The 21910-nt window shown below is 40.5% G+C and carries 21 protein-coding genes, 1 tRNA gene and 1 pseudogene; 9 read left to right on the forward strand and 14 right to left on the reverse strand.

The genetic code is table 11. The features are described from left to right. Positions 1-4 precede the first annotated feature (4 nt). Complete coding sequence (topA, locus tag CYP77_RS04275) at positions 5-2119, forward strand: type I DNA topoisomerase (protein WP_103566002.1); 2115 nt, start codon at positions 5-7, stop codon at positions 2117-2119. 61 nt (positions 2120-2180) lie between these two features. Beyond that, positions 2181-2900 (forward strand): hypothetical protein, encoded by a 720-nt coding sequence (locus CYP77_RS04280; protein ID WP_103566000.1) that lies wholly within the window; start codon positions 2181-2183, stop codon positions 2898-2900. Positions 2901-3490: 590 nt separating this feature from the next. Here CYP77_RS04280 and CYP77_RS04285 read toward each other — a convergent pair. Then, positions 3491-3925, reverse strand: coding sequence for a hypothetical protein (locus CYP77_RS04285; protein WP_181001948.1), 435 nt, complete (start codon positions 3923-3925; stop codon positions 3491-3493). Positions 3926-4088: 163 nt separating this feature from the next. On the opposite strand from CYP77_RS04285, the gene CYP77_RS04290 reads away from it, so the two are divergent. The 3 genes from CYP77_RS04290 to CYP77_RS04300 are packed head-to-tail and all read left to right on the forward strand — an operon-like array spanning position 4089 to position 7332. Then, positions 4089-5252 carry a cation:proton antiporter gene (locus CYP77_RS04290; RefSeq protein WP_021085423.1) on the forward strand — a complete coding sequence of 388 codons (1164 nt, stop codon included), beginning with the start codon at positions 4089-4091 and terminating at the stop codon, positions 5250-5252. A gap of 2 nt (positions 5253-5254) precedes the next feature. Next, a complete protein-coding gene (locus CYP77_RS04295) occupies positions 5255-6532 on the forward strand; it encodes a citrate synthase (protein WP_103565990.1) in 1278 nt (425 codons plus the stop codon). Continuing rightward, entirely contained in the window at positions 6529-7332 is an 804-nt protein-coding gene (locus tag CYP77_RS04300) for a 3'(2'),5'-bisphosphate nucleotidase CysQ family protein (protein WP_103565985.1), read from the forward strand. Before CYP77_RS04295 ends, CYP77_RS04300 begins: the two co-directional genes overlap by 4 nt. 2 nt (positions 7333-7334) lie before the next feature. Here the strand turns inward: CYP77_RS04300 and CYP77_RS04305 are convergent, their stop codons facing one another. Genes CYP77_RS04305 through CYP77_RS04340 form a run of 8 tightly spaced genes read right to left on the reverse strand, consistent with a single transcriptional unit; the run spans position 7335 to position 13358 of the window. After that, entirely contained in the window at positions 7335-7799 is a 465-nt protein-coding gene (locus CYP77_RS04305) for a damage-inducible protein (RefSeq protein ID WP_103565981.1), read from the reverse strand. A 1-nt stretch (position 7800) separates the two neighbouring features. Next, on the reverse strand, positions 7801-9357 hold the full coding sequence (locus tag CYP77_RS04310; RefSeq protein WP_103565979.1) for a class I SAM-dependent methyltransferase: 1557 nt from the start codon (positions 9355-9357) through the stop codon (positions 7801-7803). Between the two features lie 9 nt (positions 9358-9366). Continuing rightward, a complete protein-coding gene (locus CYP77_RS04315) occupies positions 9367-9864 on the reverse strand; it encodes a redoxin family protein (RefSeq protein ID WP_103565976.1) in 498 nt (165 codons plus the stop codon). A 35-nt stretch (positions 9865-9899) separates the two neighbouring features. After that, on the reverse strand, positions 9900-10574 hold the full coding sequence (modB, locus tag CYP77_RS04320) for a molybdate ABC transporter permease subunit (protein ID WP_103566110.1): 675 nt from the start codon (positions 10572-10574) through the stop codon (positions 9900-9902). Then, the gene (locus tag CYP77_RS04325) at positions 10574-11431 is read right to left on the reverse strand and encodes a sulfate/molybdate ABC transporter ATP-binding protein (RefSeq protein ID WP_103565973.1); all 858 of its coding nucleotides are present in this window, start codon (positions 11429-11431) and stop codon (positions 10574-10576) included. Before CYP77_RS04325 ends, modB begins: the two co-directional genes overlap by 1 nt. 2 nt (positions 11432-11433) lie before the next feature. Continuing rightward, on the reverse strand, positions 11434-11823 hold the full coding sequence (locus tag CYP77_RS04330; protein ID WP_103565969.1) for a TOBE domain-containing protein: 390 nt from the start codon (positions 11821-11823) through the stop codon (positions 11434-11436). Then, the gene (gene modA, locus CYP77_RS04335) at positions 11820-12575 is read right to left on the reverse strand and encodes a molybdate ABC transporter substrate-binding protein (protein ID WP_103565965.1); all 756 of its coding nucleotides are present in this window, start codon (positions 12573-12575) and stop codon (positions 11820-11822) included. Before modA ends, CYP77_RS04330 begins: the two co-directional genes overlap by 4 nt. Further along, positions 12576-13358 carry a TOBE domain-containing protein gene (locus CYP77_RS04340; protein ID WP_103565961.1) on the reverse strand — a complete coding sequence of 261 codons (783 nt, stop codon included), beginning with the start codon at positions 13356-13358 and terminating at the stop codon, positions 12576-12578. 155 nt (positions 13359-13513) lie between these two features. On the opposite strand from CYP77_RS04340, the gene CYP77_RS04345 reads away from it, so the two are divergent. From CYP77_RS04345 to CYP77_RS04355, 3 genes are read left to right on the forward strand one after another with little or no spacing between them, the layout of a single operon-like run. Further along, the gene (locus tag CYP77_RS04345; protein WP_103565957.1) at positions 13514-14230 is read left to right on the forward strand and encodes an MlaA family lipoprotein; all 717 of its coding nucleotides are present in this window, start codon (positions 13514-13516) and stop codon (positions 14228-14230) included. 2 nt (positions 14231-14232) lie between these two features. Then, complete coding sequence (locus tag CYP77_RS04350; RefSeq protein WP_103565956.1) at positions 14233-14829, forward strand: ABC transporter substrate-binding protein; 597 nt, start codon at positions 14233-14235, stop codon at positions 14827-14829. Positions 14830-14835: 6 nt separating this feature from the next. After that, complete coding sequence (locus CYP77_RS04355) at positions 14836-17286, forward strand: efflux RND transporter permease subunit (RefSeq protein ID WP_103565955.1); 2451 nt, start codon at positions 14836-14838, stop codon at positions 17284-17286. Between the two features lie 2 nt (positions 17287-17288). Here CYP77_RS04355 and CYP77_RS04360 read toward each other — a convergent pair whose 3' ends face one another. Continuing rightward, on the reverse strand, positions 17289-17864 hold the full coding sequence (locus CYP77_RS04360; protein ID WP_103565952.1) for a BON domain-containing protein: 576 nt from the start codon (positions 17862-17864) through the stop codon (positions 17289-17291). 75 nt (positions 17865-17939) lie between these two features. On the opposite strand from CYP77_RS04360, the gene CYP77_RS09950 reads away from it, so the two are divergent. Next, a tRNA-Sec gene (locus CYP77_RS09950) sits at positions 17940-18037 on the forward strand. 121 nt (positions 18038-18158) lie between these two features. On the opposite strand, the gene CYP77_RS04365 is transcribed toward CYP77_RS09950, so the two are convergent. The 4 genes and pseudogenes from CYP77_RS04365 to CYP77_RS10345 form a co-directional block, all read right to left on the reverse strand. Continuing rightward, positions 18159-18500 (reverse strand): hypothetical protein, encoded by a 342-nt coding sequence (locus CYP77_RS04365; protein ID WP_103565947.1) that lies wholly within the window; start codon positions 18498-18500, stop codon positions 18159-18161. Between the two features lie 2 nt (positions 18501-18502). Continuing rightward, positions 18503-19825: an NFACT RNA binding domain-containing protein gene (locus tag CYP77_RS04370; RefSeq protein WP_103565944.1), complete on the reverse strand. Its 1323-nt coding sequence runs from the start codon at positions 19823-19825 to the stop codon at positions 18503-18505. A gap of 71 nt (positions 19826-19896) precedes the next feature. Next, complete coding sequence (locus CYP77_RS10340; protein WP_430516091.1) at positions 19897-21162, reverse strand: methyl-accepting chemotaxis protein; 1266 nt, start codon at positions 21160-21162, stop codon at positions 19897-19899. A gap of 15 nt (positions 21163-21177) precedes the next feature. Then, a pseudogene (locus tag CYP77_RS10345) lies at positions 21178-21873 on the reverse strand (cache domain-containing protein); the annotation flags it as partial. Positions 21874-21910 lie beyond the last annotated feature (37 nt).

Here is a 21910-nt window from a genome sequence, read left to right on the forward strand (position 1 = left end):
ATAAATGAAAAGCTTAATCATCGTGGAATCTCCCGCAAAAGCAAAGACTATAAAAAATTTCTTAGATAAAAGCTACAACGTCATCGCCTCAAAAGGTCACATCAGAGACCTGCCAAAAACAAGCTTTGGCATCAAGATAGAGGATGATAAATTTACCCCAGAGTATCGCATCAGCAGCGACCACTCCGCCATCGTAAAAGAGATAAAAGAGCTTGCAAAGAGTGCTGATGAAATTTATCTCGCGACCGATGAGGATAGAGAGGGTGAGGCGATCGCATTTCACATCGCAAATGCCATCGGCAAGGAGCCAACCAGCCTGCCTCGCATCGTTTTTCACGAGATCACAAAAAGCGCCATACAAAACGCTCTAAAAAGCCCAAGACACGTCGATATGAACAGCGTCAATGCCCAGCAAACAAGGCGCTTGCTAGACCGCATCGTGGGCTACAAGCTAAGCCCACTTTTAAATTTAAAGATACAAAAGGGCTTAAGCGCTGGGCGTGTGCAAAGTGCGGCGCTAAAGATAATAGTCGATCGCGAGCGTGAAATTCAGGCATTTAAACCGGTTGAATACTACACTATCGACACCATTTTTAAAAAAGACCTAGACGCTGAGCTAGTTAAATTTGAAAATCAAAAGATCGAAAAGCTCACTATCCAAAACCCAGACCGCGCAAAATATATCATTGAAAATTTACAAAATGAGAAATTTAGCGTCCGTGAGATCGAGAGCAAGGATAGAAAGATCCAGCCAAGCCCGCCATTTATGACTTCAACCCTTCAGCAAAGTGCGAGCAACCGCCTTGGCTTTAGCCCTAAAAAGACGATGATGATCGCGCAAAGCCTCTATGAGGGCGTGCAAACAAACGAGGGCTTCATGGGTGCGATCACTTACATGAGAACAGATAGCTTAAATTTAGCCAAAGAGGCCGTCGCAGCCGCTAGAGAGCACATCCTCCAAAACTACGGCAAAGAGTACTTGCCAGCCAAAGCGATAAACTACACGACAAGCTCAAAAGGTGCACAAGAAGCCCACGAAGCGATCCGCCCTACAAATTTAAACTTCACACCGCAAATCGCAGCTAAATTTTTAGATAAAGACGCGCTCAAACTCTACACGCTCATCTACAATAGATTTTTAGCCTGCCAAATGAGCGCATGTGTGAGCCAAACGCAAAATGTCTACGTCGCAAGCGAAAAAGGCGAGTTTAAGATAAGTGGTAGAAAGGTGCTATTTGACGGCTTTTACAAGGTTTATGGCGAGCTTGATAAGGATAAAATTTTGCCAAATTTAAAAAAGGGTGATGAGATGAGCCTGCAGAGCATAAAAAGCACGCAAAACTTCACCGAGCCGCCAGCTAGGTACTCTGAGGCTGGCCTTGTTAAAAAGCTAGAAAGCCTAGGCATCGGCCGCCCAAGCACCTACGCACCGACCATCTCGCTGCTAACCTCAAGAGACTACGTAAGGATCGAGAAAAAGCAGCTCATACCAAACGAGATCGCATTTAGCATGATAGGCGTTTTGGAGGAGCACTTTAGCAACATCGTCGATAGCGAATTTACATCACATCTTGAAGAAAAGCTCGATGAGATCGCGCTTGACAAGGCTGACTGGCAAAAGGTGCTAAGCGACTTTTACTATCCATTTATGGAAAAAATCAGCGCTGGCAAAACTGGCATAAAAAGCCTAAAAACAGCCACTCCGATCGGCGAGAAGTGCCCAGAGTGCGGAAGTGAGCTAGTGCTTAGAAAGGGTAGATACGGCGAATTTATCGCTTGCTCAAATTTCCCAAAATGCAAATACTCAAGAAACATCGCAAAAGAGAGTGAAAAGAGCGCCGAAGCCAGTGCTTCTACGACTGCCAAGCCAAAACGCGAGCTTAAAAAGCTTGACGTGCCATGTCCAAAATGTGGTGGCGAGATAGTCGAGAGATTTAGCAGGCGTGGTAAATTTTATGGATGTGCTAACTATCCAAAGTGCGACTTTATCTCAAACTACGAGCCAGTCGCTCAAAAATGCGATGATTGCGGCGGCGATATGATCAAAAAAGAGCTTAAAAAAGGCACATTTATAGAGTGCACAAAGTGCAAGAAAAAGACGTTAGTTTCTGAAAACTAAAACTTCTAGCCAAATTTGAGCTTTTGAGCCTAAATTTGGCTTTTATAAATTTGGACTTTAAATGCCTGAAACTATCACACAAGTTAGCCAGTATAAAGGGCAAAAGAGCCTTGTGATAAACTGCACGCAGCTAGGCGACAGCTTCACGCCGCAGTATAAAACCGCCAAGCAAAAAAGAGCTGTGCTTGATGAGTGGTGCGACTTTTTAAGAAGCGAGCAAGAGGCATTTGATGAACTTAACTTTTGCACGAAAATGCCTCAAGAGCTCTTTGACGCAGTGTGCTGCCAAAGAAATTTAAAAAGCCTTCACATCAAATGGGGCTCGTATGAGAGCCTTGACGCGCTGGCAAATCTTTCTAGCCTAAAGAGCCTTTTTGTGGGCCCTGGAGCTAACGTAAAAAGCATAGCACCGATCGCGACACTAACCGGGCTTGAAAGCCTTGCGGTGGAGAATTTTCAAAAGATAAGTGACTACTCTGTATTTTCAAATTTGCAAAATTTAAAGAGCTTAGAGATCAGTGGTGACGGACTTTCGCCTAAATTTATCCACATAGATAGCCTAGAGTTTTTACGTCAGATGCCAGGACTTACGAGCCTTGTGATCTTGGTGACTAGGCTAAAAAGCAAGGACTACTCGCCCATCTTATCTCTAAAATCCCTCACTCACCTTAGCTTGCCGCCACAACATGCACTTTTTGGACTTTTTGACGAGCTTAGTGCTTTGCCAAATTTAAAAACAGGGCTTTTAAAAGAGAGGGCCGAAATTTATAAGAAAAGATGATCCTGTAAAATTTAAATTTTTTACATGGTTTTATTTCTAAGAGCAAATTTTAAAACTTTACTCACTCGCCTTAGCAACTTACTAAATTTAGGGCTCATAGCCATTCGCCACTAAATTTAGAAGCGTGATATGCTCGCTCATAAATTTTAAAATTTGCTATAAATTTTTTAAAACAAAACGCATGCAGTGCTTTAGTACGATTGCATGCCCCTTGAGCGTGCGAGGGGTTTTTACTTCGACTTCGTCTCGTAACTGCAAGCAGACGAGGGATTTAAAAATGGGGATAAGGGGACGGCTTTGCTTCACAGGCTCGCAACTGCAAGCAGGCCGTAACTCGAGTCCCCTTGTCTCCCCTTTGAATAAAAAGAAATTTACAAATTCAATAAAGCTTTTGGTAAATTTTAAAATCTTACTCACTCGCCTTAGCAGACTACTAAATTTAGGCTGCACTACGTTTAGCACTAAATTTAGAGTCGTGATATGCTCGCTCATAAATTTTAAAATTTACCCCATGCTTATCTGACTTGATAAATAAAATTTGTCGTAGTTTTTAATCGCATGCAGTGCGAAGCGCCGCCACATGCGCCTCTCTACCTAACCTCTACCTTTGGCATCTGTAGCATAAAATTTCTAGCCTCGCTTAAAAGCACCGGTTTAAGTGCATCTGCTAAGGTTTTTGGATCGTAAATTCTCTCATACGAAAGCATCATAACTCCATCTTTTTTAAGTAAAAAGTGGATTATTTCTATATTTTTGCTCTTAGTTTCATCTTTTATGAGGGCTAAAATTTGATCATTTTCTTCACTAAAAAGCACGTTTTTATCTTGCTTAAGAGCCCTTTTTAGCTCTTCTAGCTCACTTTTTGTCTTGACATCTTTGTCAAACTTTACCTTAAAAGCGGCAAAGTACTCGTCCATGTTTTCATTTTTTAAAAAGTAAAAACTCTCATTTTTAACCACTTGCTTTTTATAAAATGTGCTACCATCAAACCTAAAACTCTCAACCAAGCTTAGCTCTCCTGCCAAAGAAAAGACGCCAAAAAATATCAAAATAAAAAGGCTAAATTTGCGCATAAAATTTCACTCCAAATTTCTAAAATAGCCGCCATTTTGCCCAAATTTTGCTTAGCTTAATCAAAAAATAACAAAGCTTTTTATACAATCAGGCATTTTTATTTTAAGGATCTTTTTGCAGTTACATCAAGCAAGCGAGCTTAGCATCCTTGTCGTTTTGGCATTTATCGTCTTTGCTTCGCCTTATATTTCTAAAATTTTACGCATCCCAGTTGCACCTGCTGAGATACTACTTGGAGCGGTTGCCGGCTACATCGGAGTTGTCGGCGACAACGAGATGTTTAAGCTCATCAGCGAAGTTGGCTTTTTCTTTTTGATGTTTCTAGCTGGCATGGAGATCGATCTTAGGATGCTCATAAACATCGACCGTAAAATTTTGCGCCTTGGGCTCATCTACCTTGCGCTCATCTACGCTCTAGCCACGGCCCTGACGCTAGGACTTGAGCTTAGCCTGCTTTACATCATCATCATCCCGATAATGGCCGTTGGTATGGTATTTACGCTATTTAAAGAGTATGGCAAGCAGCAAGAGTGGCTAAATTTAAGCATGCTAATAGCAACTATCGGCGAGCTTTTAAGCATCACGCTTCTAACATTTACCGCTGCTTACTTGCAGTTTGGAGCGAGTATAAATTTATGGCTAACGATTGGCTATTTGATCCTATTTTTGGCTATCAGCGTGCTTAGTTTTAAAATTTTGGACGTGCTTTTTTGGTGGTATCCGGGGCTTAAAGTGGTGCTCATGCCACACTACGACAAGGACGAGAAGGACATCAGGCTTTGCATCGCGGTATTTTTCACGATGATAGCCTTGATGCTATATCTAAATTTAGAAGTCGCCTTTGGTGCGTTTATCGCAGGTATGTTTATCACGACATTTTTTGATCACAAAAAGGACTTGCCACACAAGCTTTCAAGCTTTGGATTTGGCTTTTTGGTGCCGATATTTTTCATCCACATAGGCTCGACTTTCAAGCTTTCAAGCTTAGGATCTAGCGAAGTGATAAAGGATGCTATTTTTATATTTTTAGCGATGCTTGGCACCAGAGTTGTATCTAGTTTGCTCTTTTTGGGCAAGCTTGGCTTTAGAGGGATATTTTTGTTTTCAGTTTCGCAGTCTATGCCGCTCACTCTTTTGATCGCAGTTGCTACTATCGCACACAAATCAGGCGAGATAAGTGACTATTCTTACTCATCTTTCATCCTAGCAAGCCTCGCACAAGCTATAATAGGAGCTATAATCATCAAAATTTTAATGCAATCAAAAAGCAAGGAGTAAAAATGTCATCAAATACAGCCACACTAATCGACAACCGAACTGGCAAGAGCTATGAATTTCCTATCCTAAAAGGCACGATGGGACCAGATGTCATCGACATATCGACCTTCTTTAGCGACACTGGGATGTTTACCTTTGACAGAGGTTACACCTCAACTGCGATGTGCCGCTCAGCCATAACCTACATCGACGGCCTAAAGGGCGAGCTCATGTACAGGGGCTACGACATCGCATATTTGGCTGAAAATAAGACATTTTTAGATGTTGCCTACCTGCTTTTAAACAAAGAGCTACCAACTAACGAGCAATACAGGGGCTTTAAAGACGAGCTCAAAAAAAGAAGTTTCATACACGAGGGCATGATGAAGCTCTTTGACGCATTTCCAGACAAGGCGCACCCTATGGCGATCTTGCAAGCAGCAGTCTCAGCGCTAAGTGCCTTTTACTCAGATCACCTAAATATGGATAAACCTGAAGAATATCACGAGATGGCTATGAGGATAATCGCTAAGATCCCGACGATAGCGGCCTTTAGCTACCGCTACTCACGCGGCCTGCCTATCATATATCCAAATTTAGATCGTGGCTTTACTGAAAATTTCCTCTACATGATGAGGGGCTATCCATACGAGCACGTCGATCTTAAGCCTATCGAGATAAAGGCGCTTGATACGGTCTTTATGCTGCACGCTGATCACGAGCAAAATGCCTCAACGACTACTGTTAGGACCGTTGGCTCTACGCACGCGCACCCATACGCATGTATAAGCGCAGGTATCGGCGCACTTTGGGGCTGGGCTCATGGCGGAGCAAACGAGGGCGTTATCCGTCAGCTTGAAGAGATCGGCTCGGTCGCAAACGTCGATAAATACATCGCTAGAGCAAAGGATAAGAACGATCCATTTAGGCTTATGGGCTTTGGTCACAGGGTCTATAAAAACTTTGACCCACGCGCAAAGGTGCTTAAAAAGATGAGAGATCAGCTAATGGATGAGATCGGTATAAACTCAGAGCTTATAAAGATCGCCAACCGCATCGAAGAGATCGCGCTAAATGACGACTACTTTGTAAGTAGAAATTTATATCCAAATGTTGATTTTCACTCAGGGCTCATCCTAAAGGCGCTTGGCATACCAAATAATATGTTTGCCGTTATCTTCGTCATCGGCAGGACGCCAGGCTGGATCAGTCAGTGGATCGAGCTAAAAGAGCAAGACACTATAAAGATCGTCCGCCCAAGACAGCTCTACGTCGGAGAGGCAAACAGAACACCAAAATGAGCGAGCTTTTAAACTTAGCCATCAAGGCAGCCATAAGCGCTGGGAGTGAGATAATGAAAATTTACTCATCTAATGGCAAGGCGCTCAAAGTCTGCCTAAAAGATGACAGCTCGCCGCTAACTAGCGCTGATCTAGCGGCAAATGAGGTGATACTAAAAGAGCTAAGTAAAAGTGGGATAAAAATTTGCTCTGAAGAGAGCATCTTGCAAGATAGTGATAAAGATGAGTTTTGGCTAGTTGATCCCCTTGATGGCACAAAAGAATTTTTGGCTAGAAACGGCGAATTCTGCGTTTGTATAGCGCTTATAAAAGAGGCTAGGCCGGTGCTTGGTGTCATTTTTATCCCAGTTAGCAAGGAGCTTTTTTACGCTGATGAAAACGGCGCTTTTAAAGAAATTTTAGGCGCTAATGATGAGGTCATAGCAAGACACGATCTAAATGAAAAAGCTAAAAACTTAAATAACTTCATCTTTTCAAGCAGAAGAGGCGAGACGAAGAGGGTCACGCTTATAAGAGATAGTTTAAATTTAGAGCAAAAATGCATCGGATCTGCCATTAAATTTTGCCGTTTAGCCGAGTTTGGCGGGATATATGTAAGATTTAGTCCAAGCTATCTTTGGGACAATGCTGCAGGCGAGGCGGTGGTGAAATTTAGCGGTGGCAAGGTCTTAAACGCTAGCGACAGATGCGAACCAAGCTACAAACTAGCGGATCTAAAAAGCCCATTTTACGTAGCTTTTGGCAAAAATACTTTGGGCTTAGAAGATGAAGTTTTTAAGCTTATAGAGCAGGGCAGATAAGGCTACTTGCACCTTATCTCGCCACTCATCTTTAAAAATGCGCTCTCGTTTTGTTCTAAAAATTTATTTGCCGCTTCCAAATCTTGAAATTTGTCTTTTAGCCTGATCACCAAAGTGCCACATTTTAGCTCTCTAGCTCGCTCTAAACTAGCATCAAAGCTTTGCGTTAGATCATTTACACTTTTTATCAAAAGATCGTTTTTGCCTAGCTCTTTTACGCTAAATTTAGCGTGCCTCTCAGCCCTTACTACGCCAAGATAGTTTGCGACTTTAGCACTACTTATGTAGATAAAAACTCCCTCACGCAAGTTACTACTAAACGCTACTGCATCATCTTGCTCAAGTATCTTTGCAAGCTCTTCGCCGCCGTAGTTTAGGCTGCTTTTAAGGTTTAAGTTTTTCACGCTTGGCTTGCTAGCACAACCTACTAGAAATATACAAAATATAAGAGCAAGAATTTTTTTCATTTTAAATTTCCTCAAGCAAATAGAGCATGCTAGCTATCTTTGCTGTGCCTACGATGTAGCCCTTTAAGTGATCTACTAATTTGTCATTTTTAAGCTCTTTGCCATTTTTATCGGATATTTTTATGCTGTTTTCTTTTATAAATTTTAAACTCTTAGCCGTTATTTCTTCTAAAGTATTTTTACCATCAAGTAGTAAAAATATATAATAATCAAGCCTGTCAAGCCGTTCTGTAAGACCAAATTTGTTTGCAAAGGTAATGTCTGCGTTATCTTTATGATTTAAAAAGTACTTTATATAGCCAGTTAAATTTGCCTTTAGTCTTGAGTAGTTTGGAGCATACTCTATATCTTTTAGCTCATCTTTTACGATCATTGCGCTTGCTGAGTTAGTTAAAAGCCTTACAAAAGCACTATAAACCATAAGCTTATCTTCTGGCAAAATCTCTAAAATTTGAGAGAGATTTATGCTTGCTGGATACATCCCGTAAAATACTTCACAAAGCCAAGAGATATCCTGAGGCATAAGAGCAAATTTATCGTGCCAGCCATCATCTTTTTTTATAAAGTCGGCCACGACGTGAATTTTATTTACATCACTTGGCCCTATTTGTTTATTAGCCACGCTCTCATAAGCCTTAGCATGCACGATGAGACTTTGCCTAAAGACCTTGTTGCTAACTATATCCATAAACTGCTCTAGATCGATCCTATCTTTAAATTTCTTATCTTTATAGTTATCTACATGCTCTATACCAAGATCTGGTACAAAAAGGTCTTCAAGTCCATATTCGCAAAGATAGGCAAGATCGTTTTTAGCTAGCATGGCGTTAAAGTCTTTAAAGTAAAATGGATCGTTTATCTCTTCTAAAAACTCATGAGCTATATAAAAATCATCCTTTTCAAGCACGTTATCTATCCAGTGAAGCAGCAACTTTGCAGGGATTTTATCTTCATAATTTTCTCCAAGCTTTGTTAGCAAGACCTCTTTATAGACTAAAAGCGCCTCTTTAGCAGCTTTTAGCCGCTCTTCTGTACTATCTTTATCTTTTGCGGCAAGCAGCATAAGATCACGCACTACATCTTTTATCTTCCAGCCTGGGTATGTGTTATAAGAGATAAACGCCACGCCGTTTTGACTTAAATTTTCTCTTACGACCTTTAAAATAGCATCTTTCACAAAGTCAGGCACCCAGCTAAAGACGCCGTGAGCGATGATATAGTCAAATTTCTCATCACTTTTAAACTCGCAGATATCGCCGTGAATTAGCTCTAAATTTTGTAGTCCTATTTCTTTAACGATCTCTTTACCACGCCTTATTTGCTCGCCGCTAAGATCGATGCCAACTACTCTTGCATTCTCGTTATTTACGGCAAATGGGATCAAATTTCCACCAAAACTGCACCCTATCTCAAGCACTTTTGCGTTTTTGCAAGGCGGTGGGTTGATACCAAGGAGCGTAGCGCAAGCCTCTAGTTTATAAGGCGATGACTGCGCAAATGCTGCTGACTTATAAGTTAGTTCATCATAAGATTTTTCGATTTTGCTATTTTGGCTCATTTTACCCTCCTAATACTCTTTATTTTGCAATTTTTCTAGCATATTTTTAGCGTCGTTTTCAGGCTCATCAACGATATATGCTCGCCTTATATTGCCACCTTTTATGATAAGCGTTTGACGAAAGTAAAATTTATGCCCATTTGAAGCAGCAAAGACTGGAAGCTCAAGCGCGCGCTCTAGCATAAACTCGCTATCGTTTAAAAACATCACGCCAGTTGCAGTCTCTTCTTCAAATTTCTTTTGAGCCGCGATATCTTGGGAGCCAATAGCTACTACCATAAAGCCAAGATCGTTAAATTCTTTTAAAAGTTTTTTGTAGTTTATAGCTTGTTTTGTGCAGCCTTTCATGCCCGCAGTATTTTGTAGCTGTTCGCTTAAAAGCTCAAAATCCTCGCCTATCTTTGGGTAGATAAAAACCACGCAGTCATGGCTCCTTGCGAAGGCAGAAAAGTCAAATTCTTTACCGTCTAAAGTCCTTAGATAGATGCTTGTAGGCACTTTTATCATCTTTCATCCTTTAAAATTTTTTCTATTATATATCTTTAAGCTTTTTTTGAATTTAAGAGATAGACGACAAAAAGAACAAAAAAGCTAATTATGAGCATCAAAATGGCATAGATATGAGCTTTGGTATAATCAAGCATCTCAACCGCCTCAAATATCGCTATACTAGCGACCTTGCTCTCGCCAGCTACGCTGCCACCTATCATCAAAACCACGCCAAATTCGCCCATCGTATGAGCAAAACTAACGACGATTGCGGTTAGTAAGTTTGATCTGATACTTGGCAAGATCACTCTAAAAATGGTCGTGAGCTTGCTTTTTCCAAGGCTGTAGCTCGCCTCAAAAAGGCTCTTTTTTAGGCTATTTAGCCCAGCATAAATGGGCCCAAACATAAATGGCAGCGAGTAGATGCAGCTTGCCACAACAAGGCCAGTGAAGTTAAAAACTAGCCTCACGCCAAAAAGCTCTTCGATAAATTTACCAAAGGCCGAGTATGGCGAGAGAAAAATAAGCAGATAAAAGCCAAGAACGCTTGGCGGTAGCACCAAAGGCAGCGAGATAACGGACTCTAAAAATGCCTTGCCAAAGAATTTCTTTTGCGACATAAAATAAGCTAGCGCAACGCAGAAAAAAAACAAAATAAATGTCGTGATAAAAGAGAGTTTTAGAGATAGCCAAAACGGCTCATAGTCAATATTTGATAGCTCGCTCATCATGCTTTTACCAAATTTACGCCAAAGGCTTTTGTGCTAACTATGGCGGTGTCGCCAGCTCTTAGCCCCAGAGCCTCTGCGCTACTTAGCACGACTTCGCAAATTTGGCGGTTTATCAGCACGCTTGCAACAAAAATGGCGTCACGCTTTTTGATCTCCAAAACCTTAGCGTTAAATGCAAATTTCTGCGATCCTGCACTTTTTAAAAATATCTCGCTCGCACTGCCAGACCTTGAAATTTTGCCATTTTCAAGGACAAAAACCTTGCTGCAAAGCTTGTAAATTTCAGCTATGTCGTGACTTACTAAGATAACGCTCATCTTAAACTCATCGTGAAGCGCTAGCAAATAGTCTTGCAGCTTCTCACGCATGGCGTTATCTAGGGCACTTAGTGGCTCATCAAGCAGTAAAATTTCAGGCTTTCTCATCACCGCACGTGCAAGTGCTACGCGCTGCTTTTGACCACCTGAAAGTTCGCCTATCTTGGCATTTTTTAGGCTCTTTAGCTCGCAAATTTCAAGTAGCTTGTTTGCTAAATTTTCATCATTATTTGCAAAGAGCAAATTTTTAAAGACGTTCATATTTTCAAAAAGGGCGTAGTCTTGAAATAAAAAGCCGATATTTCGCTTTTGCGGAGCTAAATTTGTATTTTCATCAAAAAATATCTTATCTCCGACCTTTATCACGCCACTTTGTGGGGCTTCAAAGCCAGCAATGAGCCTTAAAATCGTAGTTTTACCTCCGCCACTTGCTCCATAGAGCGCGACAAACTCGCCACTTTCAAAGGCAAGCTCAGCCTCAAGCATAAATTTACCGCCACCGCCATTTAGCTCTTTTTTGCAAGAAATTTCTATCATTTTTAAGCGCTTACGTGGATACTTGTTGATTTAACGTAGGCAAATACCTGCTCGCCTATCACTAAATTTAGCCCTTTTAGAGCGTGATCTGAGATGATCGCCTCAAAGCAAAGCTGCCCACACTTTAGGCTAACTATGCTTAAAATTTCGCCACGAGTTATGCCTGCAACCTCGCATTTTAGCTCATTTTCAAGCGAACTAGCTTGAAGCTTGACATTTGATAAAACAACATCTGAGCTTTTGAAATTTAAGCTCACCTCATCATTTAGGACAAATTTGCTAGCCTCATTTAAAGCTAGCATATATAAATTTGTCCCTAAATTTAGGCACTCAAGCTCAAAAAAACTGACGCCATCTTTGGATGAAATTTGAGCGATCTTTGCTTTTATCATTTAGCTGGGACGTTGTAGCCAAATTTCTTGAAAATTTCTCTTGCTTTATCGCCCAAGACAAACTCATAAAATGCCTTCGCATCAGCGTTATTTTCAGCACGTTTTAAAAGCACGATGCCTTGATCGATCGGAGTGTAGAGCTTTTGAGGCACAAAGATGTAGTTAGTGCCCTCTTTGTATTTTGCCATTTTCTCGCTAAAAAGCGCACTAGCAGCGATAAATCCAACGTCTGAAGCGCTTAATGCCTGAGATAGCGTCTCAGAAATTTTTTGAGCATAGACTATGTTTTTCTCTACTTCATCATAAATTTTTGCATTTTTAAGAGCCTCGATGCTAGCCTTGCCGTATGGGGCGGTTTCTGGATTTGCTACCGAGATCGCTTTTAAGCCGCGCACCACTTCTATGCCCTTTTTAAAGTCCACGTCTCTTATAGAAAAGATCGCCAAAGCACCTTGTGCATAAACTTTTGGAGCAGCCACTGCAAAGCCTGTGTCATAGGCCTTTTGCGCAAAGCCCATATCAGCAGCCATGAAGATATCAGCTGGGGCCGAGTTTTGTATCTGCGTGACAAGGCCGCCGCTTGCGCCAAGAGTTAGGTTGATCTTAGCGTCTGGATGAAGCTTGTTAAACTCTTTTATAAGCTCAGGAAACGCATAGGTCGTGTTTGCTGCGGCATAGACATTTACCTCTGCGCCAAGTGCGTTTATGGCAAGCAGTGCTGCCACACATAAAAATTTAAAAACCTTTTTCATTTATACTCCTATAATGATTTGAGATGATTTTACTATCGCTATTAGCGTGTCGCCAACGCCTATTTGCATATCCATCGCGCTATCTTTTGTGATGATGGCAGTTAAGGTCTGTGCGTCACTTAGCTTTAGCGTGATCTCAGCATTTACGGCGCCTATCTTAGCCTCTATGACCTCGCCTTTTAGCTGATTTTTAGTGCTGATTTTTAGATCAAGATCTTTTGCGAGAATGACTGCTGGCGCTTTAAAGATGAAAACTACCTTTTGACCCACCTTTAGGCCTAAATTTTTCTCGCTTTCAACTGTTATTGTCGCTTCAAGCGTGTTGCCATTGCTTAGTTTTGCAACTATTTCAGAATTTACAGCGCCTCTATTTATACTAGTGATCTCGCATGAGAGCTGGTTTCTAGCGCTTAAGTTCATACTCATCCTTTGAAGGTTTATGATATCAACATCTTCAAAATCAACCTTTTGGCAAATTTTTTGCAAAAAGTCCTTTTGTGTCTCAAGGATGGCGTCATAAATTTTTATCAGTTTTTTGGCATATGGGCTAAGCTCCGAGCCGCTATTTTTCTTGTTGCCATCAGCCCTTACGATTAGCGGTTTGCTACTTTTGTTATTTATAGTATCTAGACAGTCCCAAGCGTTTTTGTATGATATGCCGACAACCTCAGCTGCTTTTGTGATGCTTTTTGTCTCTTTTATCGCCTTAAGTAGCGCTATATGCTTTGCTAAAACCTGCGTATCTTCGCCTAGAAATAGCTCTAAATTTATATCTGCTTTCAAAATTTTAACCTCTAAATATATAATAATAATTTGCAAAGTATATCTAATTATATTAATACAAAAACTTAAAATTACAAATTTTCTTTAATTTCTTGTAAAGTTTCAAGAAGATAAAATCTAAGCCACATTTTATAAATAAATTTTAAGGTTTTATGATGAAATTTTTGCTAGCTATCTTTTGTAGCCTGCTTTTAGCCTGTGCCAGCTCCGACATAAACGCGACTAATGGCAATGAAAATGATGACTTTGATGTTGAATTTGAAGCAAAAAAAGATGTATTTGACCCGCTTAGTGGCTACAACAGAGTGATGACAAACGTAAATGACTTTATCTACATAAACATGCTAACTCCAGTAGCAAAAGGCTACGCTTATGTCGTGCCAGCCACAGCTAGAACGATGGTTGCAAATTTCTTTGACAACCTCCTTTTCCCAGTGCGCTTTGTAAATAACCTGCTTCAGTTTAAATTTCAAAACGCTGGCGAAGAGACTTTGCGATTTTTGGCAAATACGATAATTGGCTTTGGTGGGCTAACGGACGGGGCAAAATACTATGATCTAAAGGCTCACAACGAGGACTTTGGTCAGACCCTTGGATACTGGGGGCTTGGAAGCGGCTTTCACATCGTTTGGCCACTTATCGGACCATCAAATTTAAGAGATACTGGAGGCCTAGTTGGCGACTATTTTGCCGATCCTATCAGCTATGTTGATCCTATGCTTTTATCGGTTGGTATTAAGTCTTATAGGACGTTTAATAGTTTTTCACAAGACCCAACCGCTTATGAAAAACTACGCAAAGACGCGATCGATCTATATCCATTTTTACGCGATGCTTACGAGCAAAGACGCGATAAACTTATCAAGGAGTAAGTATGAAAATTTTAAAAATTATAGCGGCGGTTTTACTTTTTGCAACTAGCCTTTTTGCTATGTCAAAAGAGCAGATAAAGCTTGAGATAGAGGCAAAAACTGTTAAAGTGATCGAGGTTTTAAAAAATGCAAATTTAGATGACAAGGCAAAGACAAAAGAGATCTTTGCTCTGCTTGATCCATTTTTTGACTACAAACAGATGGCAAAGATCAGCCTTGGCAAGCGCTACAACAGCCTAAATGCCGACGAGCAAGCTAAATTTGACGCTGCTTTTGAGCAAAAGCTAAAAAGCTCATACATAGATAAACTCTTAGGCTACAAAGACCAACAGATCCACATCACTGGAGAAAGTGAGCCACAAAAAAATAGATACTGGGTCACATCTGAGCTAGTAAATGATGGCAAAAGCTATGAATTTGTCTATAAATTTTACGATGCAAAAGAGCGTGGCTGGCTTATTTATGACCTTGATATTGTTGGTGTGAGCATTATACAAACTTATAGAAGCCAGTTTGGCGACGTGCTAAACAATGGAGATTTTAATACGCTTTTACAAAAACTAAACGAAGCGGTTTTGCCTGATCAAGATAAAAAATAACCCTTAATGCGACAAATTTTTAAATTTATCATTGCCAAAAACAAGCTTATTATCTCGCTTGTGCTAGTTCTAAGCGTAGTTTTTGGCTACCTTAGCACAAGACTAAGCATCGACGCTTCGGCTGAGACCTTGCTGCTTGAACACGACCCTGATCTAAAAGCCTATAGACAGATAGCAAAACGCTATGACTCGCCAGGGCTTTTGGTGGTCGCTTTTACCCCAAAAGATGATCTTTTTTCACCTAAAAATTTAGAGCTTATTAAAAATTTAAGCGATGAGCTAGCCAAAAACGATATGGTTAGCAGCGTCATCTCTATCTTAAATGTGCCGCTTCTAAATAGCGTAAAAGGCGGCGTGACTGGCATCTTAGAGCATACGCCAACGCTAAGCGATAAAGATATAAATATCTCAAAAGCAAAGCTTGAGTTTGTAAAAAGTCCCATTTATAGTGGAAATTTGATAAGCAAAGATCTAAAAACCACAGCGATCGCGCTAAATTTAAAGCAAGATGAGAAATTTAACGAGCTTGTAAATGAGCGAAATTTACTTAGTCAAAAAGAGTCAAACGGCACTATCACGCAGGCGGAAAAGCTTAAATTTCAAGCGCTTTTAGCGGAGTTTAAAGCCTACCGAGATGAGTTTAGAAAGAGCGATCACAAAAACCTTGAAGCCATAAAGGCAACTATCGCTAAATTTAACGCAAATGACGAGCTCTTTTTGGGTGGCGCAAATATGATCGCTGATGATATGATAGGCTTTATAAAGAGCGATCTTTTGGTTTATGGCTTAAGCGTTTTAGCGCTTCTTAGCTTTAGTTTGTGGCTATTTTTTAGGCAGATTAGATGGATTGTATTGCCGATGTTTATCTGCGCGGTAAGTGCTGTTTTTACGACTGGAATTTTTGGTATGTTTGGCTGGGAAGTGACGGTCATTAGCTCAAACTACATCGCACTTCAGCTCATCATCACCATCTCAACAGTCATCCACCTAGTCGTTAGCTACCGAGAATTTTACGCAAAACACCCAAAATACAGCCAAAATCAGCTCATCTATCTGACACTTCGTGACAAATTTTCTCCATCTTTTTGGGCGATATTTACAACGGTTATTGGCTTTAGCTCATTAATGAGTGCCGATATAAAGCCAGTTATCATGCTTGGTATTATGATGAGTGCGGGCATTAGCGTTTCACTCGTGCTTGCTTTTTTGCTATTTGGCGCGGTAAATGTAAATTTAAAGAAGCTTGCCCCTGTTAGGACTTTTGAAAACAGCTTTAAATTTACAAAATACTGCGCAAATTTAGCCCTTAACTCAAGAAAGATCATCTACGTATTTTGCGTGCTAGTCGTCTGCTTTGGCGTCTATGGCATTAGCAAGATAAAGGTTGAAAACAGCTTCATTGGCTACTTTAAAGAGAGCACACAGATCCGCCAAGGCATGCAGATTATCGACACAAAGCTTGGTGGCACGATCCCTGTTGATGTGATAGTTAAATTTAATAAGAGCGAGCCAAAACAAGAAAAAAGTGATGAAAAAGATGAGTTTGAAAGTGAGTTTGAAAACGACGCAAAGAGCGCGAAATACTGGTTTAACAGCTATCACACAAGAGTTGCAGAGAAGATCCACGACCATTTGATGCAGCAAAAATTTGTGGGCAACGTAAGCTCACTTGCAACGCTCATAAAGGCGATAAAAGAGCTAAATAACGGCGTTAGTGATGATTTTTTGCTTGCTGCGATGTATGAGAAGCTACCACTTGAGTATAAAAACATCTTGCTAAGCCCTTATGTAAGCGTCGAAAACGATGAGCTTAGATTTAGTTTAAGGATCATCGATAGCGACTCTAATCTTAGGCGAAATGAGTTTTTAAAAGAGCTTAAAGCTGGGCTTGCCAAGCTTACCGAAAATGACAACGTGAGCATAGAAGTAGCCGGCATGATGGTGCTTTATAACAATATGCTTCAAAATTTACTTAGCTCGCAGGTTGATACATTTGGACTAACGGTTGCGATACTTTTTGTCATATTTTGCTTTGTTTTTAGAAGTATCAAGCTAGCAACCATCGCGATAGTCTCAAATTTGATCCCGCTTTGCACGCTCTTTGGCGTGATGGGATTTTTTGGCATACCGCTTGATGTGATGAGTATTACGATAGCGGCCATTAGTATAGGTATCGGCGTTGATGATATAATCCACTACATCCACCGCTTCAAAGAGGAGCTGCTTACAAAGAACGTTTTTGAGAGCATCAAGGCTGCACACGCTAGCATAGGATACGCGATGTATTACACCTCATTTACCATTTTCCTTGGCTTTAGCGTGATGATAACTAGCAACTTTATACCGACTATTTATTTTGGTTTGCTGACCGATCTTGTTATGATATTTATGCTGCTTGGTGCGCTCATCATCTTGCCAAGTTTAATAGCTAGTTTTGTGAAAAAGCGCGAGGTATAAATTTATTTGATAACTTTGATAAACGAATAGACATCCGCCACGCCATCAATGTGCTTAGCGTACCAAATGGCATGCTTTTCTTGCTCGATGCTATCTACCACACCGCTAAAAACAACGTCACAGCCAACGATGCTAACACGCACATTTGTACCCTCAACGACGCTATCTTTGAAGAGATTTTGCTTTAAATTTGCAAGAATGCTTAGGCTATCGCACGGATACTCGCTCTTTTTTGCCCTAAGATAGGTGTAAATTTTGCGCACACCGTCCGTGCTTTTGGCAAGCTCAACTAGCTTATCTTCAAGCTCTTTGCTATCAACAAGCCCTATGAGATAGGCATCGCCGTAAAAGACCTCTATCTCGATGTCGATGTTACTAAGTCCTTTTGAAAAGAAAATTTTGCTTTGTAGCTTGCTTTGGATAAATTTATCACGAGAGATCGAGTAGATACCGCGTTTATCGCGAGAAATAGAGTATGCGTCATATACATTTAGTGGCGCTGTTGCTGGGGTGAGGACTGAGGAGCAAGAGCAAAAAAATAAGACCAAAAATGCAAAAACGCTAAATTTAGAAATCATAAATCCTTTTGTAATTTCAAAAAGTTTATAGAAAATGGGCTAAAATTTATCTAAATCTGCTAAAATAACGCTCACGGAGGATAAAGTAATCTGGTGATGCTCACGGGCTTCAAACCCGATGACTGGGCGGTTGACCGTCTGGTGGGGAGTTCGATTCTCTCATCCTCTCGCCACTTTTACTTCTTTTAACTTCTACTTTTTAAATGATCTTTTTTTGATTTTAAGGCGCAGCTAGCTAGTAAAATTTCAAAAACGAAGGTTGCAAATTTAAACAATGGTCTTTAAATTTAAAGTTTAAATTTTTATATCCAAAACGTGTGGCTCTTCGCTCTCTTCTTCGCTATCAAGCTCGTCCTTTAAGGCCTCTTCATCTTTAGCTTTTGCGTTTTGCTCTTCATTTTCAAACTCGCTCGCCTCTTCTTCGCTCTTTTGACGCTCGTGCTCTTTTTCAGGATCAAGTCTATACGACTCCTCCATCGGACGCACCTCTTTGATCTCCTCGTTTTGCTGGGTGGCTAGCTCAGATGCCATTAGCGCTTGCATGTCAAAGCGTGCTTGCTGGTTTGCATGCACCTGCGAGACGACTGGGGCGTTTTGGTTGATGAAGTTGCTGTTTCCTAAAGGTGTTACCGCCATTTTTAGCCTTTATTTATGATGATCGTTTTGTAGTTTGTGTAAGTGACGTTTGCGCCATTTTCACGCCTTAAATTTTCACGTTTGGTGTAATCCACCTCGTATCTGCCAGCCCCTTTTACGCTAAACTCCACGCAAAATTTAGCAGCCATTTCTAGCACGTCTTCTGGCACTTTGCTCTTGTTCGTTTTTATGATGACGTGAGCGCTTGGGGCGTCTTTTAAATGAAGCCAGATGTCGTCTTTTTTGGCAAGATCAAGTAAATTTATATTGCCTTTTTCATTTCTGCCAACTAAAATTTTAAACTCTCTAACGTAAAAAATTTCAGCATTTTCGCTCACATCTTTTATCTGGCGCTCTCTTTGTTTTGCCTTGTTTTTTGGGCTTAAAATTTCAAGCTCGTAAGCGCTTTTTGCCTCTTTTAAAAGTGACTTTAGCCCTTCTAAAAACTCGATCTTTTCACTTAAATTTCTCTTTTCTATCTCCACACCAAGGGCTTTTGCACGAAGTTTTTTTGATCTTGAGTAAAATTCATTTGCGCTATTTTTTGGCGTGTCACTAAGAGTTAGTTTTATCTCGTTGCCGTTAAAATCATTAAGAGAAATTTCTCTCTCATAGCCCTTAAAATTTGCCAAATTTGCAAGCAAGAGCGTGCCGTAGTTTGCAAACTCCTCGCTCTTTTTCATAAGCTCATCTTTATCTTCAAGCGAGTTTAAAATTTCACTCATACTATCTATCTTTTTTTGCACGCTAGCAAGCTTTGCCTCTTTTAAGCTAGCTATCCTAGACTCGTTTATCCTGGCTGCTTCATTTTTAAAAAATGCCTCAAAGTCAGTTATCGGCTCGCACGGCTTTTCTTTTATAGCGATGGCTGGCAGCTCTTTTAAAACCTCACCAGTTTTTATCTTTCGGTAGCTATTATCGATGTGCCTTAGCGCCTCGATGATCACGTTATTTTCATCAGTTATCACAGCATTTGTAAAGCGGCCTGTAAATTCAAGATAGAGGATGAAATTTTCGCTTTTATATGAGCCACTTTGCGTGCAGGTAAATTTTAAAATTCTATTGTCTTTTAGGCACTCGACGCTTTTTATATGTGAGGCGTTAAAGCGCTTTTTTAGGACATTATCAAAGGGTGCTTGATAAATTTTCGCCTCTTTTAGCTCATCATCTTTGTAGATCGCTGAGTTTGACTTATTTAGATCAAAAATGATCTTTTCGCCGCTAAATTCGATAAGTATAGCCATGTCGCTTACGCGCTTTGCTTGGCTTATCTTTTTAAATTTCGATAGATAATCTGCTATTTGAACTAAATGTGCGTACTTCATGCGGGGATTATATCAGAAATGTTGCAAAAATGTTTTAATGAAATGTCCTAGCTGGCTTGCTAGGACAAAAGTTAAAATTTGTTTTTAGCGACCTCTTTAACGATCTGATCAGCGATCTCATCGACTTCGTTTGTGGCCTTGTTTGTTTGATTTGCCACTTCAAGATTTTCTTTTGTTAGGTTGTCGATGTCAGCAACTAGAGTGTTTATCTGAGCGATCGCTATGGTTTGCTCGTTTATGGCTGCACTCATATCATCGATGTTTTGCGTTAGGATATTTGCATTTGCCTCGATCTCACCAAGGCTTTTTTGAGTGCGCTCGGCTAAATTTCTAACCTCATCAGCCACAACCGCAAAGCCTCTGCCATGCTCTCCCGCACGTGCTGCTTCAATGGCAGCGTTAAGGGCTAGTAAATTTGTCTGATCGGCGATGTCGTGGATGATGGTGATGATATTTTTTATCTCCTCAGACTGCCTTTTGACATCGTCTGATCTTGCATTTACCTGCCTCATAGACGCACTCATTTGCTCAACCGCAGCCGCACCCTCAGAGAGCGATGTAGCACTCTTGTTTGCTTTAGTCGTTAGCTCTTGCATGTAGCCTTTTAGCGCTTTTGCGCGGTCTTCTAGCAGTTTTGCGACATCTTCATTATTTTTTAGCATCTGCGCGATCTTATCGCCAAGCGCGTCGATGCCTTTTGCGATGACGCCCTCGTCATTTATCCTAGCGGTAAAGTCGTTTTTAAAGTAAATTTCTAGCGCCTTTAAGATATCGTGCTCATTTGAAGCGATATTTGTCTTTAGTGAGTCACGTAGATCGCCAAATGCCTCTTTTAGTTTTAGCAGAGCTTGGCTATTTGTCGTCGCTTCAAGCGTCGCTCTAAAGTCGCCACCTTTTATCTTGCTTACAAATTCTTGCGTTTTGGCTAAAAACTCGCGCTCGTTATTTAAATTCTCTTTTGTGCTTTCTATATTTTCGTTGATTATGCTAGCCATAACGCCTAGCTCGTCGTTACTTTTTAGCTTGATAGGCTCGATGTTTGAAGTTTTGTTGTTTATAAATTTAAAGACTTCGATTAGCCCATTTTGTATCGTTAAAACCGGCCTTAAGAAGTATCTAACGACCACCATAATAGCGATGATGACTGAGATCAAAAACAGACTAAACATCAAAATTTGCTTATTTGAAGCGCTTTTTATCTCAGCTACAAACTCATCAGCGTCAGCCACTATACAGACGTTCCAGCCTGTTAGCTTTTGGTTTTGGCAGTAGATGACGTTTCTCATGCCATTATAGAAAAATAGCGAAACCTTGTCGCCATCTATGCTGTTTTTCATATTTTCTTTGATGAGGTTTTTATAGGTTTCATCTTCATTTGAGACTAAATTTATATCAGGATGAACTATTACTTTGCCAGCATCATCAGCGATCATGATGTTTGAAGTTTTAGTTGTTTTTATCTCTAAAAGCTCTTCGCTAAGGCCGTTTAAGAAGATATTTGCGCCAATTACCGCTACAAGCTTGTGGTTGCCATCAAAGATAGGAGCGTAGGCTGTGATGGTTAAATTCTTTGTCGTGACATCTACGTATGGCTCTGAAAATCCAGGCTTGCCGCTGCTGCTCGCACCCTTAAACCAAGCCCTTGTGCGGCCGTCAAAATTTGGTATCAAAAATGGCTCGTTGTTTTTCAAAAGATCAGTCTTGATGACGTTGCCATTATCCGCATAGCCCACAAATAGCGCGTCAAATGGCGAAATGACAAACGCACCTTTTAGCGCCTCAGCTATATCGTCCCTACTGGCGTATGTCTTTTTATCCTCTAGCTCTTTTGCAAAGGTTTGCACCATGTGAAGTCTTGACTTTAAAAACTCATCGACAAAATACATCGTCGATTTTAGACCAGTTTTACGCACATTGTTGTACGACTGAATTTTTTCCGATTTGGAATTTGAGTAGTTTATGCTAAAAAATATGCCTATGCCTATTAGCATCCAAGCTGTCAGCAAAAAGGCTATCTTGTTAGACAAGCTAGAAAAAAGTCTTTTCATCTTAAATCCTTTTAAAATTTTCGGCGTATTTTATAAT

The organism is Campylobacter concisus (genome assembly GCF_002913865.1).
In the GTDB taxonomy this organism is placed as follows: domain Bacteria; phylum Campylobacterota; class Campylobacteria; order Campylobacterales; family Campylobacteraceae; genus Campylobacter_A; species Campylobacter_A concisus_AM.

Coding starts and splice junctions, on each gene's coding strand:
- topA (WP_103566002.1), top strand. CDS start 5: ATGAAAAGCTTAATCATCGTGGAATCTCCCGCAAAAGCAAAGACTATA.
- CYP77_RS04280 (WP_103566000.1), top strand. CDS start 2,181: ATGCCTGAAACTATCACACAAGTTAGCCAGTATAAAGGGCAAAAGAGC.
- CYP77_RS04295 (WP_103565990.1), top strand. CDS start 5,255: ATGTCATCAAATACAGCCACACTAATCGACAACCGAACTGGCAAGAGC.
- CYP77_RS04300 (WP_103565985.1), top strand. CDS start 6,529: ATGAGCGAGCTTTTAAACTTAGCCATCAAGGCAGCCATAAGCGCTGGG.
- CYP77_RS04305 (WP_103565981.1), bottom strand. CDS start 7,799: ATGAAAAAAATTCTTGCTCTTATATTTTGTATATTTCTAGTAGGTTGT.
- CYP77_RS04310 (WP_103565979.1), bottom strand. CDS start 9,357: ATGAGCCAAAATAGCAAAATCGAAAAATCTTATGATGAACTAACTTAT.
- CYP77_RS04315 (WP_103565976.1), bottom strand. CDS start 9,864: ATGATAAAAGTGCCTACAAGCATCTATCTAAGGACTTTAGACGGTAAA.
- modB (WP_103566110.1), bottom strand. CDS start 10,574: ATGAGCGAGCTATCAAATATTGACTATGAGCCGTTTTGGCTATCTCTA.
- CYP77_RS04325 (WP_103565973.1), bottom strand. CDS start 11,431: ATGATAGAAATTTCTTGCAAAAAAGAGCTAAATGGCGGTGGCGGTAAA.
- CYP77_RS04330 (WP_103565969.1), bottom strand. CDS start 11,823: ATGATAAAAGCAAAGATCGCTCAAATTTCATCCAAAGATGGCGTCAGT.
- modA (WP_103565965.1), bottom strand. CDS start 12,575: ATGAAAAAGGTTTTTAAATTTTTATGTGTGGCAGCACTGCTTGCCATA.
- CYP77_RS04345 (WP_103565957.1), top strand. CDS start 13,514: ATGAAATTTTTGCTAGCTATCTTTTGTAGCCTGCTTTTAGCCTGTGCC.
- CYP77_RS04350 (WP_103565956.1), top strand. CDS start 14,233: ATGAAAATTTTAAAAATTATAGCGGCGGTTTTACTTTTTGCAACTAGC.
- CYP77_RS04355 (WP_103565955.1), top strand. CDS start 14,836: ATGCGACAAATTTTTAAATTTATCATTGCCAAAAACAAGCTTATTATC.
- CYP77_RS04360 (WP_103565952.1), bottom strand. CDS start 17,864: ATGATTTCTAAATTTAGCGTTTTTGCATTTTTGGTCTTATTTTTTTGC.
- CYP77_RS04365 (WP_103565947.1), bottom strand. CDS start 18,500: ATGGCGGTAACACCTTTAGGAAACAGCAACTTCATCAACCAAAACGCC.
- CYP77_RS04370 (WP_103565944.1), bottom strand. CDS start 19,825: ATGAAGTACGCACATTTAGTTCAAATAGCAGATTATCTATCGAAATTT.
- CYP77_RS10340 (WP_430516091.1), bottom strand. CDS start 21,162: ATGAAAAACAGCATAGATGGCGACAAGGTTTCGCTATTTTTCTATAAT.